Annotated in this window: 14 protein-coding genes; 6 read left to right on the forward strand and 8 right to left on the reverse strand. The window is 41.8% G+C overall.

The window, feature by feature from the left end; translation table 11 throughout:
- Positions 1-256 precede the first annotated feature (256 nt).
- The 7 genes from C9J47_RS17880 to C9J47_RS17910 all read right to left on the reverse strand — a co-directional run bounded on the left by C9J47_RS17880 (position 257) and on the right by C9J47_RS17910 (position 8,092).
- Positions 257-1,015 (reverse strand): SDR family oxidoreductase, encoded by a 759-nt coding sequence (locus tag C9J47_RS17880; protein WP_107254708.1) that lies wholly within the window; start codon positions 1,013-1,015, stop codon positions 257-259.
- Positions 1,016-1,039: 24 nt separating this feature from the next.
- On the reverse strand, positions 1,040-1,942 hold the full coding sequence (mmsB, locus tag C9J47_RS17885; RefSeq protein ID WP_107254709.1) for a 3-hydroxyisobutyrate dehydrogenase: 903 nt from the start codon (positions 1,940-1,942) through the stop codon (positions 1,040-1,042).
- Positions 1,943-1,991: 49 nt separating this feature from the next.
- Positions 1,992-3,119 (reverse strand): enoyl-CoA hydratase/isomerase family protein, encoded by a 1,128-nt coding sequence (locus C9J47_RS17890; RefSeq protein WP_107254710.1) that lies wholly within the window; start codon positions 3,117-3,119, stop codon positions 1,992-1,994.
- Positions 3,120-3,194: 75 nt separating this feature from the next.
- Positions 3,195-3,983 (reverse strand): enoyl-CoA hydratase, encoded by a 789-nt coding sequence (locus C9J47_RS17895; protein WP_107254711.1) that lies wholly within the window; start codon positions 3,981-3,983, stop codon positions 3,195-3,197.
- 78 nt (positions 3,984-4,061) lie between these two features.
- Complete coding sequence (locus tag C9J47_RS17900) at positions 4,062-5,252, reverse strand: acyl-CoA dehydrogenase family protein (RefSeq protein WP_107254712.1); 1,191 nt, start codon at positions 5,250-5,252, stop codon at positions 4,062-4,064.
- 42 nt (positions 5,253-5,294) lie between these two features.
- On the reverse strand, positions 5,295-6,788 hold the full coding sequence (locus C9J47_RS17905) for a CoA-acylating methylmalonate-semialdehyde dehydrogenase (RefSeq protein WP_107254713.1): 1,494 nt from the start codon (positions 6,786-6,788) through the stop codon (positions 5,295-5,297).
- A 38-nt stretch (positions 6,789-6,826) separates the two neighbouring features.
- Complete coding sequence (locus tag C9J47_RS17910; protein ID WP_107254714.1) at positions 6,827-8,092, reverse strand: thiolase family protein; 1,266 nt, start codon at positions 8,090-8,092, stop codon at positions 6,827-6,829.
- Between the two features lie 272 nt (positions 8,093-8,364).
- Here C9J47_RS17910 and C9J47_RS17915 point away from each other — a divergent pair, with 272 nt between their 5' ends.
- From C9J47_RS17915 to C9J47_RS17935, 5 genes are all read left to right on the forward strand, one after another.
- Positions 8,365-8,742 carry a MerR family transcriptional regulator gene (locus C9J47_RS17915; protein ID WP_107254715.1) on the forward strand — a complete coding sequence of 126 codons (378 nt, stop codon included), beginning with the start codon at positions 8,365-8,367 and terminating at the stop codon, positions 8,740-8,742.
- Positions 8,743-8,791: 49 nt separating this feature from the next.
- Complete coding sequence (locus C9J47_RS17920; protein ID WP_107254716.1) at positions 8,792-9,961, forward strand: isovaleryl-CoA dehydrogenase; 1,170 nt, start codon at positions 8,792-8,794, stop codon at positions 9,959-9,961.
- 68 nt (positions 9,962-10,029) lie between these two features.
- Positions 10,030-11,634, forward strand: a complete 1,605-nt coding sequence (locus C9J47_RS17925; RefSeq protein WP_107254717.1) for a carboxyl transferase domain-containing protein — start codon at positions 10,030-10,032, stop codon at positions 11,632-11,634.
- A gap of 61 nt (positions 11,635-11,695) precedes the next feature.
- Positions 11,696-12,592 (forward strand): enoyl-CoA hydratase-related protein, encoded by an 897-nt coding sequence (locus tag C9J47_RS17930; protein WP_107254718.1) that lies wholly within the window; start codon positions 11,696-11,698, stop codon positions 12,590-12,592.
- A gap of 9 nt (positions 12,593-12,601) precedes the next feature.
- Positions 12,602-13,504 (forward strand): hydroxymethylglutaryl-CoA lyase, encoded by a 903-nt coding sequence (locus C9J47_RS17935; protein WP_170107537.1) that lies wholly within the window; start codon positions 12,602-12,604, stop codon positions 13,502-13,504.
- Positions 13,505-13,662: 158 nt separating this feature from the next.
- Here C9J47_RS17935 and C9J47_RS17940 read toward each other — a convergent pair whose 3' ends face one another.
- The gene (locus C9J47_RS17940; RefSeq protein ID WP_245903518.1) at positions 13,663-13,878 is read right to left on the reverse strand and encodes a hypothetical protein; all 216 of its coding nucleotides are present in this window, start codon (positions 13,876-13,878) and stop codon (positions 13,663-13,665) included.
- A 400-nt stretch (positions 13,879-14,278) separates the two neighbouring features.
- On the opposite strand from C9J47_RS17940, the gene C9J47_RS17945 reads away from it, so the two are divergent.
- Entirely contained in the window at positions 14,279-15,412 is a 1,134-nt protein-coding gene (locus tag C9J47_RS17945; protein ID WP_245903520.1) for a hypothetical protein, read from the forward strand.
- Positions 15,413-15,505: the final 93 nt, after the last annotated feature.

Here is a 15,505-nt window from a genome sequence, read left to right on the forward strand (position 1 = left end):
ATTACTTTGGATAAATTTATCCCAATATTAAATAAAATTGCAGCTACACTAGGGATGCTAATGTTTGTAATCGGTGGTGGTTTAGCATTATTTGTCATGGTTTATGGTAACTGATATACGTCAATCATAAGCCATGAGCAACTCATGCATCTAGGACGAATGACTTAAAAGGAACTGGAATACTTTTGACTAGAAAGAGTTGATAAGATTCCGTCCCTTTTAATATTCAGCATGACCAATACTTGACATATTAGCGCTACATTCGCATACCACCATCTACTTCTAGCACACGGCCTGTAAAATAATCACTTTCAAAAATGTACTTTGCAGCATGTGCGATCTCACTGGTTTCCCCTATTCTTCCAACTGGCACCATTTTTTTTAAACGCTCGACAGCTTCGGGTTTTAATTGTTCAGCCATCGCAGTTTGAATAACACCAGGTGCAATAGCGGCAGCCCGTATGCCATAGCAAGCAAGCTCTTTAGCCCAACACGTTGCCATCGTCGCAACCGCAGCTTTTGATGCAGCATAATTAGTCTGTCCAATATTTCCTGCACGCGCCACACTGGAAATATTAATAATGACGCCTTTACGTTCTGTCTGGATCATCTTCACTGCAGCCTCTCTTCCGCACAAAAAAGACCCTGTTACATTAACATCCATCACGGCATTAAATTGCTCTAATGACATCTTACTGATCTCGCCATCTTTGGCTTTTACCAACAACCCATCGCGTAATATACCAGCATTGTTAATCAACCCATCAAGCTGACCGAAGTCTTCAATAATGTCATTAAATGCCTGCACTACTTCAGCTTCATTCGTTACATCTACTTTATATATCATCGCCTTAGTACTTAGCATATGACATTGGTCTTGGGTTTTACGTAGTGCTTCTTCATTGACATCAAGCAGTGCGAGTTCAGCGCCTGATTGTGCCAAAGTAACGGCCATCATTTGCCCTAATCCTTGCCCTGCACCTGTTATTGCAATCACGCTCTCTTTTAGGTCCATACTGCATCCTTATTTTCGCTAGCACTATGATTGACGCTGATAAAACTTAAATAAACTTGAAAAATCGAGTGCTTCATTACCGTTAGCATTATGAAATGCGTATAAATTTCTTGCTAATGTACCCATTGGAATGGAAGATTGACTTTGAATAGCGGCATCCATCCCTAAACCAAGATCTTTCAGCATTAACTTACTCATAAATCCAGGTTGATAGTTATTACTGGCTGGTGCGTTTTCCATTACACCTGGGCATGGGTTATACAATTCTAATGCCCAATTTCGCCCAGAGCTTTGTAGCATAATGCTAGAGAGTACTTTGGGGTCGAGACCATTATCAATCCCAAGGTTAAGTGCTTCACAGGTGCCTGACATTAAAATACCGAGCATAAGGTTATTACAGATTTTTGCCATCTGACCATCACCCGCATGACCTGCATGGAAAATATTTTTGCCAACGTACTGTAAAATCGCATGGGCTTTACCGAAAGCAGCCTCTGTTCCGCCAACAATAAAGGTTAATGAAGCGGCTTTAGCACCTGCAACCCCACCCGATACTGGTGCATCAACAAACTGTAACCCTTTATTTGCGGCTTCATTCGCCACTAAGCGAGCTGAATCGGGATCAATGGTTGAAGAGTCAATTAAAAACGTATTTCTACAAACAAGATTAAGCAGCCCTATACCACCATGATGATCACCAAGATACACAGCACGAACATGTGATCCAGCAGGCAACATAGTAATGACCGTAGTTGCCCCTTTAACAACATCTTCTAAAGAAGCTGACACAATCGCCCCTAAAGGCTCTAACTTTTTCGCTGCCAATTCATTTAAATCAAATACTTGTACGTTAAAACCTGCTGCTAGCAAGTTTTTCGCCATAGGACTACCCATGTTACCCAGTCCAATAAATGCAATTGTGCTCATGAAACGCCTCCTCTTTTGAGGTTATTTGAAGTTATCAAATTAATTTAAGTTATAGATCTAATTGCGCTAACGGATGTGTTTCTTCTGACCATAATGACGTGAATAACGTATCGATAATGGTGGTATCAACCTCGTTCACTGTCTTAAATAACCAATTTGGCTCGCCACTTTTATCAATTAATCGAGCACGTACCCCTTCCTGGAATTCACCCAGCGCCCCACACCTCACAGATAAGCTAAGCTCAAGTTTGAAGCATTCAGCTAATGATAATGACTGACATTGCGTCACTTGCCTAAAGCATATATGTGCCGTTATAGGACTGCCAACCTCAAGAGTATGCTTGGCTGTTTCTATCCATTGCCCCATACCATCCATGGCTAAAATATTTTGACAAATAGTATTCAAATCACTACCGCTACATGCTGCTTGGATATGCGAAAAATAAGGCACAAGTTGGCTAGCAGGTTGATGATGAATGCTTGGCTGGGACAAGCTATCGAGCAATTCACTGACCATGGCATGATTATCATCGATGCCTCGCCAAGAGTTGGCTTGTAAATGTTCTAATACTGTCGACTTATACTCAGAAAGTAGAAAGTTATCGGCAATATTGAGGGCAATAGCATCACTGGCATTAATGGGGGCACCGGTTAAACCTAAGAATAAACCGATACCGGGCTCTAGCTGATTAAGGAACCACGTTCCCCCTACATCTGGGTACAGACCAATACTGATTTCAGGCATTGCTAGCCGTGACTTAGGTGTAACAACTTTATGGCTGGCGCCAATATATAAACCAATGCCGCCTCCCATAACAATACCGTCACCCCAAGCAATAATCGGTTTTTTGTAGGTATGGATAAGATAATCACATTGATACTCTACAGCGAAATAGTCGGTTAAAAACGCTTGAGATGTACTGACCGTTTCGCTTTTCATTGCATGATACATCGAGCGAACATCGCCACCAGCACAGAAGGCTTTTTCACCCGCACCATCGAGAAAAACACTCACAATATGTTCATCATCTTGCCATGTCATCAGCTTGTCTTTTAATTGCACCAACATATCGAATGTCAGCGCATTTAACGACGCTGTGTTCTCTAATATCGCGACACCAATCTTATGATCGCTATCGTCACACTCCAATTCTTCAAAACTGACTCTGCCTGTCATACCGTCTCCTAGATTAATCAGTTTTTCATGTAAATCATTACCCTATCAGGCAGGCATTACTGGTCTTATCAATGATTATTGATTCTTCCAATTAGGCTTTCGCTTCTCTAGGAATGCCTTTACACCTTCAGCTTGATCTTCGGTATCAAATAAGTTCACGAACAATTCTCGCTCTTTCATCAAACCGTGTTGTAACGGCGCAGATCGAGTCTGTTGAATTAAGGTTTTACACGCAGTGACAGAAGATGGGGATTGATTAGCAACTGATTCAGCCAACACAATAGCGGATTCTAATGCTTTACCCTGTGGCACGACCTCTTCAACAAGGCGGATTGTAAGTGCATGATCGGCAGTGACTCGTTCACCACATAAAATAATGCGTTTTGCCCAACCTTCTCCGACGAGCAAAGTCAGATTTTGTGTGCCACCCGCACACGGTAATAACCCTACTTTTGCTTCAGGTAATGCCATTACTACTTGCTGCTCTGCAATTCTAATATCACACGCTAGGGCAACTTCTAACCCTCCCCCCATTGCATAGCCATTAATTGCAGCAATAGATACGCCTCGAAATGAAGATAAGGCTTCAAAGGCTTCACCAAAACAACGTGCCATATTAAATGCGACGGTTTTATCACCATCGGCAAACAATTTAAGATCCGCACCAGCAGAAAAGAACTTTTCGCCTTGTCCGGTGATCACTAAGGCATACACATCTTTATTTTGGTTAAGCGAACACACTAGCTGTTTAAGCTGATTAAGGCTGATTTCTGTCCATGTATTCGCAGGCGGGTTATTCATCGTTATAACAGCAACATGATCATGAATAATGGATTCAATTGCATTTTCTTCAAGTAATGACATTACCAAGTATCCTTTGTCGCTATTAATATTTTTGTTGGTTACATTTTGGGTTACATGCTTTCTGATTATATTGACCAACTACAAAATTTCGGTTCCTTCAGCTAACAACCTGCGGGCAATAATCAAGCGCATTATTTCATTTGTACCTTCCAATATCTGATGTACTCGCACATCTCTGAAATAACGTTCAAGCGGGTATTCTTTGATATAACCATAGCCACCATATAGCTGTAATGCTTGGTCACACACCGTAAAACCGGTATCTGTAGCAAAACGCTTAGCCATAGCACAATAGGCTGTCGCTTCAGGATCTTGTCGATCAAGCTTACTCGCGGCATAACGAACCAATTGGCGAGCAGCAATAAGCTCGGTAGCCATATCAGCTAATTTGAATTGTAGCCCCTGAAACTGCGCCAAGCTTTTCCCGAACTGTTTGCGCTCATTCATATATTGCGTCGCTTGATTCAAAGCTTGTTGCGCAGTGCCAACAGAGCAAGTGGCAATATTGATCCGGCCGCCATCCAGCCCTTTCATCGCAAAGGTAAAGCCTTCCCCTTCTTGACCCAGTAAATTACGAGCAGGAATCGCAACATTATCAAACGTAATTGAACGAGTTGGCTGACTGTTCCACCCCATTTTTGGCTCTTTTCGCCCATAGGTAATGCCAGCAGCATCGGCAGGTACAATAAACGCAGAAATACCTTTTGCACCACTTTTATGCTCTGCCTTTTTATTGCCACCTTGGTCGTTATTAACCGATCGCGCCATCACGACTAATACGTCGGTTTCACCCGCACCTGAAATAAACGTTTTAGCACCGTTAAGAATGTATTGGTCTTTTACCTTCTTCGCTGACGTTGTAAGGGAAGCAGCGTCTGATCCCGCATTGGGTTCGGTTAAACAATAAGAGCCCAGCCAGTCTCCCGTGATTAATTGCGGACAATATTCAGCCTTGGCTTCATCGGTCGCGAAACTCGCAATCATCCATGTCACCATATTATGAATAGTCATGAAGGCTGTAGTCGATGTGCATCCCATAGCTAGTTGTTCAAAAATAATCGACGAATCTAGACGACTTAACGCTAAACCACCCTGTTCTTCTGGAGTATAAAGACTAAGAAAACCGAGTTCTCCCGCTTCTTTTAAAACATCTCTAGGGAAGATGTGTTTTTCATCCCATTCGGCCGCCATTGGGCTGAGCCGTTCTAATGCAAACTGACGGGCAGTTTCTGCGAAAGCACGTTGATCTTCATTTAATTCAAAGTCCATACATCACTCCGATTTCACGGCATTACAGTCTCAAATAAACAGCTACTTCAAGTGAATAGTAAAGTTGGGACCTGATGGAATATCGTCATCAAACCAACGCGCTGTTACCGTTTTCGTTTCGGTGTAAAAACGAACAGCTTGCTTACCGTAAGCATGTAAATCACCGTAAAAACTGCCTCTCCAACCGGTAAACGAGAAAAAAGGTAATGGCACTGGAATCGGTACATTAATACCGACTTGGCCAACTTGAATTTCGTGCTGGTATTTACGCGCAGCACCACCACTGGCGGTAAAAATGGATGTTCCGTTACCGTATGGGTTATTGTTCACCAGTGTTATGGCATCTTCCAAAGTGTCCACTTCGATACACATCAATACTGGTCCAAATATTTCTTGCTGATAAATCGACATGTTCGTTTTGACGCCACTAAATAGTGTTGGCCCTACCCAGTTACCATTAGGGAAACCGTCGACTGTACACTGACTGCCATCGAGTTCGCACACGGCTCCCTGATCTTTTCCTTCTTGAATTAAACCCAGCACGCGTGTTTTTGCTGGAGCACTAATTAAAGGTCCATAGCCTGCGTTAGCGTCGTCCCAACATCCAGGTTGAATCTTTGACATTTCGTTTTTTAAATCTAGAATCCATTCTTTTGCCCCATCAATAAACACCGCGACTGAAATTGCCATACAACGTTGACCTGCGGCCCCAACAGAAGCTCCGACCAAATTACTGATCACCTGTGCCTTGTTGGCATCAGGCATTACCACCATATGATTTTTAGCACCCGCAAAAGCCTGAACACGTTTAAAGTGTTGCGTACCGGTTTGATAAATATATTGTGCAACAGGTACTGAACCCACAAACGAAATTGTACGAATGTCTGGATGAGACAGCAGAAAATCGACTTGTTGCTTTCGCCCATGAATAATCTGCAGGACCCCTTTGGGTGCACCCGCTTGTTCAAATAATTCAGCTAGACGTATTGAGGTTAGCGGTACTTGTTCGGAAGGCTTTAAAACGAAGGTATTGCCACTCGCGATAGCAATTGGAAACATCCACAAGGGGATCATTGCTGGAAAGTTAAATGGGGTAATACCGCAGCACACACCTAGTGGCTGGCTAATGGAATAAGTATCGATGTCTGTTGCGACATTCTCGACCATTTCCCCCATCATGTTACTTGCTATATTGGCAGCTTGCTCAACCACTTCAATGCCACGCCACACATCCCCTTTGGCGTCGATTAGGATTTTACCCGTTTCTTGTGATAGTAGCGTTGCCAGTTCATCATGATGTTCTTTCAATAAATGTTGATATCGCAGCATGAGTCTAGCGCGATCTGGCACAGCAACAGCTTTCCACGATTGAAAGGCGTTAGTCGCACTGGTAATAGCTTCAACCATTTCAGGTTCTGTTGCGCAGGGTAACTCGGCAATCACATCGTTTGTCGCAGGGTTGGTCACATCCACCCACTCTTCAGTCACTGACTGACGAAACTCACCATCAATAAATAAGGGAACAGATTTAATCATTGCTATGTCCTTTTTAGACGAGCCGTTATCACAAAAACTTATAGCGGAATTTCGATACCAATTGCTGTCGCTTCTCCCCCTCCAATACAAAGGGAAGCAACGCCACGCATCACTTTTTTATTCGACATATTTTGGCTATTCGGATCATGTGCAGTTCTTAATTCTTGAATCTGCCTCAGGCTATGAATAAGCGTAACCAGAATACGTGCACCACTGGCACCGATAGGATGCCCAAGCGCACACGCGCCTCCTTTAATATTTACCTTGTCAATATCCAAGCCTAATTGGCGCACCGCTATTTGTGTAACCACAGCGAAAGCTTCATTGATTTCCCATAAATCAACTTCATCGACCGACCAATCTAATTTTGATAACAATTGTTCAATCGCGTAAACAGGCGCAAGTGTGAATTCTGCTGGCTTACGAGCATGTGTGGTATGCCCCCTGATAATGGCAAGAGGCGCTAATCCTTGTTGCTGCGCAATTTCAGCATCCATAACCACTAATGCGGCAGCACCATCCGAAATTGCACTTGAATTTGCAGCTGTCACAGTGCCATGCATCGCAAACACAGGAGTAAGTTTGGGGATTTTTTTGAGATCTATTTCGTGAGGGTGTTCATCGTAACCTAACATCTTACTGTTATGTGTATTCGTACCGTCTTCTGGTGTTGTTGCACCTTTAGTTGATAACGAAATTGGCACTATTTCATCGCTAAATAACTGCTGGGCTTGTGCATCTAAAGATCGTTGAACCGACATAGTCGCCCATTCATCCATCTGCTCTCTGGTGTAATTTAACCTATCGGCAATATGCTGAGCATACACACCCATTAAGTCACCTTCATAGGCATCTTGTAAGCCATCTAAAAACATATGGTCATACGTTGTTTTATGACCTATCCGCATTCCATTACGTGAATCTTTCAGAAGATATGGTGCGTTGGTCATGCTTTCCATACCACCAGCAACAGCACAACCTATTGACCCAGCTTTAATCAAATCATGCGCCAACATGACTGATTTCATACCAGAACCACAGACTTTATTAATCGTCGTGCAACCAACAGAATACGACAACCCTGCACCTAAAGCCGCTTGACGAGCAGGTGCTTGACCACAACCAGCAGGCAATACACAACCCATAAAGACTTCATCGATACAATCAGGTGAAATAGGCACCGCATCGAGTACAGCCTTAATGGCAAACTGCCCTAATTGAGGGGCAGAAAACGCTTTAAGCTTGCCTTGAAAACTACCTAACGGTGTACGTTTTGCAGATACAATCCAAATGGTTTTTTCCATTACTCCGCCCCCGTTGACGACAGCAATTGATCACAGCCTTTCGGATTTAGTATTTTTCGCACTGTGATTTCTTGACGTTTACGTAAGCATAGCACTAACATTTACGTAAACGTCAAGAAACAAGCTGGCAACACTTCAAATCTTAACGACCCCAATCGAACCACATCGATTGTCTTTACTTTTTTTCTATCATTAAGGTTATGTTTTGTCTTTAACGCTTTGTTTCATGATAAAGCTTTCCTGGTCGCCAAGCAGTTGGAGGACATAATCAGGTGGAAACGTTTAAAATTAGCGAGCTCGCTAAAGAGTTTGATATCACGACAAGAAGTATTCGTTTTTATGAAGATATGGGGCTTATTCACCCAGCCCGACAAGGTAATATTCGGGTTTATCAACGTCGAGATAAGATACGGTTGAAATTGATTCTACGAGGAAAGCGGCTCGGTTTTTCTCTTGCTGAAATTAGAGAATTGTTTGAACTATACGATACAAATCAAAGTGATAATCAGCTCAATCAAATGCTAACTATCATTGATGACAAACAAGTCACGTTACAACGACAACTTAACGATATAAATGTTGTAATGAACGAACTCAATGCTGCCCGTAAACGTTGCCATCAAGCGCTTAACCGTTCAAAACCAAGCTAAAAATAGCTTATATAACAACCGAAGTTTACTAAGCGACTTAGGAGATGTTATGAAAATTGCGTATACCCCACTTAACTTCAACCTTGGTGAAACAATCAATATGCTACGCGAACAAGTCAATGGTTTTGCTGCGGAACATATTGCCCCGATTGCTGCAGATATTGATAAAGATAATCAGTTTCCTAATCATCTATGGCCACTCTTCGGAAAAATGGGGTTATTAGGTGTAACAGTTAATGAGGAATATGGTGGTGCAGATATGGGGTATCTGGCGCACGTTATTGCGATGGAAGAAATAAGCCGAGCATCAGCCTCTGTCGCACTTAGCTATGGCGCGCATTCTAACCTGTGTGTAAACCAAATATTTCGAAATGGCACGCAACGTCAACGTGAAAAATACCTCCCTAAACTCATCGATGGCAGCCACATTGGTGCGCTTGCGATGAGTGAACCGAATGCAGGTTCAGATGTAATCAGTATGCAATTAAAAGCAGAATTAGAAGGCGACCATTACGTTCTGAACGGTACTAAAATGTGGATCACCAATGGTCCAGATGCACACACCATCGTCGTTTACGCCAAAACAGATCCTAGCGCAAAATCTCATGGTATTACCGCTTTCATTATCGAGCGGGATTTTAAAGGATTTAGCCATGCTCAAAAGCTCGATAAGTTGGGAATGCGCGGTTCTAACACCTGCGAATTAGTGTTCAAAAATTGTCGTGTACCACAAGAGAATATTTTAGGGAAAGTAAACCACGGTGTCGAAATTCTAATGAGTGGGTTGGATTATGAGCGCGTGGTACTTGCTGCAGGTCCATTAGGTATTATGCAAGCCTGCCTCGATCTCGTTGTCCCTTATGTGCATGATCGTAAACAGTTTGGTCGTTCTATTGGTGAATTCCAACTGGTTCAAGCCAAAGTCGCCGACATGTATACCCGAATGAATGCCGCGCGTGCTTACGTTTATACCGTCGCAGCCGCTTGTGATCGGGGTGAAACCACACGAAAAGATGCCGCAGGAGTCATTTTATACACTGCTGAGTTGGCAACACAACTAGCGCTAGACGCCATTCAATTACTTGGTGGTAATGGCTACATCAATGAATTTCCAGCAGGTCGATTATTACGAGATGCCAAACTTTACGAAATTGGCGCGGGTACTTCTGAAATAAGGCGTATGTTGATTGGTCGAGAATTATTTGAAGAATCACGTTAACGACGTTTCCAATTCAAATTTCTCCATTCAGACCCCTGTTAATGCTGTGCATTTAAAAAGGACGTGACATGGCAATTCTTCAAACCAAAGCTAAACCGAACGATCCGCATTTTCTCACCAACCAACAAATAATGGTCGAGCTAATCGATAACCTTCAATCAAACCTTCATGTTATCAAGCAAGGTGGTGGTCAGTCGGCTATTGAACGTCAACGACAAAAAGGCAAGCTACCTGTCAGAGAGCGCGTTGCATTACTATTAGATAAAGGGACACATTTTCTCGAAATTGGACAATTTGCAGCATGGCGTGTGTATGATGACCCCATTCCATGCGCTGGTGTTGTCGCTGGCATCGGTAAAATTGAAGGCATCGAATGCATGGTAATTGCTAACGATCCTTCAGTAAAAGGCGGCACCTATTACCCATTAACCGTCAAAAAACATCTTCGCGCGCAAGAGATTGCTGAACGTTGCCACCTCCCCTGTGTATACCTTGTCGATTCTGGTGGTGCGAACCTTCCACATCAAGCTGAAGTCTTTCCTGATAAAAACCATTTCGGCCGTATTTTTTACAATCAAGCACGAATGTCTGCTAAAGGGATTCCTCAAATTGCGGTTGTTTTAGGTTTGTGTACCGCAGGGGGCGCATATGTTCCTGCAATGGCAGATGTCTCAATCATCGTGAAAGAACAAGGCACAATTTTTCTTGCTGGTCCTCCTCTAGTTAAAGCCGCTACCGGTGAAATAGTAACAGCGGAAGAACTAGGAGGTGCAGATGTACATTGTAAAAAATCAGGTGTTGCCGATTATTATGCCAATAACGAAATACATGCACTGACTATTGCTAGGCAAACTATTGCAAGCGCGAACCAAGTACCCACCGTGGCACCACAAAAAACCATCCTGCCACCACGTTATAACGCTGAAGAAATTTACGGCATCATTAACGCTAATTTACGTCACTTGTTCGATGTTCGCGAAGTCATTGCCCGCGTCGTCGACGACTCCGATTTTGATGAATTTAAAGCCTTGTATGGCACAACGCTTATTTGTGGTTTTGCTCATTTATACGGTCATCCCATCGGTATTGTGGCAAATAACGGCATTCTTTTTTCAGAATCATCCCAAAAAGGTGCTCATTTTATTGAGCTTTGCGCCAAACGAAAAATCCCCCTGCTGTTCTTGCAAAATATTACTGGGTTTATGGTCGGTAAAAAATATGAATCAGAAGGGATAGCCAAGCATGGTGCCAAGCTGGTCATGGCTGTTGCGTGTGCTGATGTGCCTAAATTTACCGTGATTGTGGGCGGCTCTTATGGTGCGGGCAATTATGGCATGTGCGGGCGAGCCTATAACCCAACCATGATGTGGATGTGGCCGAATGCGAGAATATCCGTCATGGGCGGAGAACAAGCAGCAGGTGTTATGGCGCAAGTAAAGCGTGATGCAAAAAATAGACAAAACGAGCAATGGTCGGCAGAAGAAGAAAATGACTTCAAACAGCCAATCATTGAGTTATATGAAAATCAAGGACACCCCTACTATGCCAGTGCACGGTTATGGGATGACGGCATTATCGATCCAAAAGATACAAGGGATATTGTAGGACAAGCCCTTACTGCTGCATTACGCGCACCTATTCCTGACAGTCAGTTTGGTATTTTTAGAATGTAATAGACGAATGTAATGCCCGTACATAGTCCTTATATTTAGCCCGAATATAGAGAGCGCTAAAATGAAAGAATACAAGCTTAATCAAAATAGACTGGCTGAACACACACAAAAAACATATGAACAAAGTGATACAGAATCGAGTGATGTTTTATGTGAAATCGATGCAAATGGCATTGCAACACTCATACTTAATCGTGTGAGTAAAAAGAATGCCTTTGATGATTCAATGATAGAAAGCCTCATTCATTACATAGACACCCTCGCCGCTATTCCTACTATTCGGTGTTTATTGTTACGGGCAAACGGCACGCATTTTTCAGCTGGCGCAGATCTTCATTGGATGCAGTCAATGGCGGTAAAATCCGTTAAAGAAAATCATCAAGATGCCCAACAACTCGCCCATCTAATGCAAACTCTTGATACATTTCCTCATCCAACAATTGCTGTTGTACAAGGCTGTGCTTTTGGTGGTGCATTAGGGTTGATTTGCTGCTGTGATATCGTTATCGCACAGTCTGATTCACAGTTTTGCCTAAGTGAAGTGAAATTAGGGCTTATTCCGGCAACTATCGGGCCCTATGTCTGTCGTGCTATTGGTGTTCGTTATTCGCGACGTTACATGCTGACGGCAGAACGTATTGATGCAAACACAGCGCAACACATTGGGTTAATACACCTTATTGTCGATACCGAAGCGAAAGTAGAAGAAAACAGATTAGAACAGCAAATAATCCAGCTTACTCAAGCCATCTTAAACAATAGCCCAGCCGCTCTACAACAAGCTAAAGCACTGTGTCATACATGTGAAAACCAACCTATTGATAAAAAGTTAATCAAATATACCAGTCATTTAATTGCCGATATTCGTGTATCAGAGCAAGGGCAAGAAGGATTAAGCGCTTTCTTTGATAAGCGCCAGCCATCATGGTGTACTAATACCAAGATCAATACAAAATAAGGGAAGAGAATGAATAGCATAAGTTCGCTCCCTACCGATGTTACGATTGTTGAAATGGGCGCACGCGATGGCTTACAGAATGAAGCTACTGTGAGTACAGAAGCTAAAATCGACCTTATCAATCAGTTGTCTCTAACAGGACTAACCCATATTGAAGCAGGATCATTTGTATCGCCTAAGTGGGTTCCTCAAATGGCCGACTCAAAACACGTATTGGAAAAAATATCACGCCAACCTAATGTTATTTATTCAGCCTTAACCCCTAATTTACAAGGCTTTGAACAAGCAATTCAGTCGAAGGTCAACCAAGTTGCGATTTTCACATCATCATCTGAAAGCTTTTGCAAAAAAAATATCAATTGTTCTATCGCAGAAAGCCTTAAGCGCTTTGAGCCATTAATAACAGAAGCGAAGAAATACAACATACCGGTTAGAGGGTATTTATCTTGTGTTGCTGATTGCCCTTACGATGGTGCAACAAAACCTGAACAAGTTGCAGTTATCGCCAAAGAGTTATTCGACTTAGGCTGTTACGAAGTGTCGCTTGGTGACACCATTGGTACAGGTACACCACTGCGTATAGGTAGAATGTTAGAAGCGGTACAACGCAATATTCCAATTAATCATCTTGCTGTTCACTTTCATGATACTTGGGGGCAAGCACTCGCTAATATATATCAAGCGTTAACCATGGGTGTAAGCGTGATAGATAGCAGTGTTGCAGGGTTAGGAGGTTGCCCATATGCAGTAGGGGCAAGTGGAAATGTTGCAACTGAAGATGTGTTATATATGTGCCATGGATTAGGCATAGAAACGGGCGTTAATCTGAATGATATGGCTAAAGCTGGTTGGATGATCTGTCATATTTTAAATAAACAGCCCTCATCAAAAGTGTCATTAGCTTTACGTTAAAATTGGCGATAATTATTTATGGAGAACAACAGTTATAAAAGACATCTGATTAATAAATCAAGCTATAACAACAACCTAAAAGCAATTACCGCCTAAAAGCATCCATCATTACTTAATCACTTCTTTGTGTATACGCTCAAAACGTGATTCATACATAGCTAACAATCTGAGCGTAAATATCGCTGTTCCGCTTCTAACTCATTAGCTGCAGTCCATAGTGTTTGCTCTCGACGTCTATGCCTATCTAAATGACAGCCAAGACCTTCAACCTTTAACTCATTCGCCGGGCCAATGTATTGATCTGCATGACTTGAAAAAATAGTTCTAAATTCCTCCATAGTCGGAAGACGGTGATTATCCTCTTCAAAATTCACAAAAATATCATTAACTGTCAATGATATATCCCTTTTTACGCCATCAAAATCCGTACTATTCATCCTATCCTCGCCTAGAATAACCAGTATAAAATATCGTACATTCACGTATGTTTTTTCAGTTAGATTTAAGTGTAGCTGAATTATTTTATTGCACTATTTATCACTCAATAAAATATGTAAAATTTCGTGTCTCTACGTAAATTAATACACACAGCCCCTTTGAAGTACATAACTTAAAAGTGATATTCTTGATACTAAAGTTAAAGTAATCATTGCCTTAGATATTAAGTATTAGTTCTTAGCAATAAGAACTAACCTCACCCACAAACAGTTATAGAGAACTATAATTAAGGTTATATGACAATAAAGTTATTTTATTTCTACCAGAGGTAGTTAAATGAACACTAATTATTACCTTTGGAGGCACTACCGGAAATATTTGTCTTTCGAGCACAAAAATGACCTTCCTTTCATGTGCTTCACTCTTCCTTTTTTTTGTTTCTATACGGCCAGTATTAACGCTAATGAAATCACAAAAAAAAATAATATCAGCCCTTCTAGCCAAATACTGCTAGGGGAAAACAATGAAATTCTAAATGCTGACGATAACACTATTCTCGCGTGGATGGACGATTCAGAAGATAAATTAGCAGATACCATACATGATTACAGTGAATCACTTGATCAGTATGTCGGTAAAGAAGACGAAGATGAACCAATGATGAATCGTAGCTATTTGCGCATTAAGTTTAAGCCGCGTTATTCACACCGTGGTTATTCTGATTTCGATGCTAATGTTTATCTTAAACTAGACCTTCCGCATACCAAACGAAATTGGAAACTGATTTTTGAAACCGACCCCGATGATTTTGATAGTTTAGAAAGCAAACAACGAGGTATTTCTGGTGAGAATGATAGCAGCAGCTCTGCTGTTGGTGGTGTTAGACTTCAAGATAAAATATTGGGAAACTGGAAAACAAATTTTGATATCGGTGTAAAAGTAAGATGGCCACCGGATCCTTTTGTTAGAGTAAATGCAAGTCGAGTTGATATTTTAAGCGAGCGTTGGACAAGCCGTATAAAACAAGAGATTTTCTTCTATCATGAAAAAGGACCAGGTGCTGTCACATACTTCGATTTTTACCGAGCGATGAATGAAGACGAGACACAAATATTTAAGGCTAGTACAAGTGGTCAGTTCCTTGATGAAGATAATAACTGGGAGTTAGTACAAACATTTGAATACTTTGACCGCCTAAATGATAATCACCTTATGGAGTACTCTATAGGTATAAGTGCAGATACACGTGAAGAAGATGAAATATCCAACTATTGGGTATCGGCATCGTGGACACAAAAGCTCTATAAAGATTGGATTTATTTAACAATAGAACCTGAGATCGAATTCCCAAAAGAATATGACTACCATATTAACCCCGGAATAATGTTACAGCTTGAGCTTTTCTTTATAAAGAATGGAAATTATGACCGACTAAATCGATATATACCTCTGCCCTATGAAAAAGATTAATCCTAATCTCATAACCAAGCTACCTCAAGATGCAAGATTAAGGGGAATCTCAGCGAGTATCTTGAGGTAGCTTGGGTATGAATATAACTACAA

It is taken from the genome of Photobacterium indicum (genome assembly GCF_003026215.1).
GTDB classification, from domain to species: Bacteria; Pseudomonadota; Gammaproteobacteria; order Enterobacterales; family Vibrionaceae; genus Photobacterium; species Photobacterium indicum.

Coding starts and splice junctions, on each gene's coding strand:
- C9J47_RS17890 (WP_107254710.1), bottom strand. CDS start 3,119: ATGACAGGCAGAGTCAGTTTTGAAGAATTGGAGTGTGACGATAGCGAT.
- C9J47_RS17930 (WP_107254718.1), top strand. CDS start 11,696: ATGAAAGAATACAAGCTTAATCAAAATAGACTGGCTGAACACACACAA.
- C9J47_RS17925 (WP_107254717.1), top strand. CDS start 10,030: ATGGCAATTCTTCAAACCAAAGCTAAACCGAACGATCCGCATTTTCTC.
- C9J47_RS17880 (WP_107254708.1), bottom strand. CDS start 1,015: ATGGACCTAAAAGAGAGCGTGATTGCAATAACAGGTGCAGGGCAAGGA.
- C9J47_RS17900 (WP_107254712.1), bottom strand. CDS start 5,252: ATGGACTTTGAATTAAATGAAGATCAACGTGCTTTCGCAGAAACTGCC.
- C9J47_RS17920 (WP_107254716.1), top strand. CDS start 8,792: ATGAAAATTGCGTATACCCCACTTAACTTCAACCTTGGTGAAACAATC.
- C9J47_RS17895 (WP_107254711.1), bottom strand. CDS start 3,983: ATGTCATTACTTGAAGAAAATGCAATTGAATCCATTATTCATGATCAT.
- C9J47_RS17945 (WP_245903520.1), top strand. CDS start 14,279: ATGAACACTAATTATTACCTTTGGAGGCACTACCGGAAATATTTGTCT.
- C9J47_RS17935 (WP_170107537.1), top strand. CDS start 12,602: ATGAATAGCATAAGTTCGCTCCCTACCGATGTTACGATTGTTGAAATG.
- C9J47_RS17905 (WP_107254713.1), bottom strand. CDS start 6,788: ATGATTAAATCTGTTCCCTTATTTATTGATGGTGAGTTTCGTCAGTCA.
- C9J47_RS17910 (WP_107254714.1), bottom strand. CDS start 8,092: ATGGAAAAAACCATTTGGATTGTATCTGCAAAACGTACACCGTTAGGT.
- mmsB (WP_107254709.1), bottom strand. CDS start 1,942: ATGAGCACAATTGCATTTATTGGACTGGGTAACATGGGTAGTCCTATG.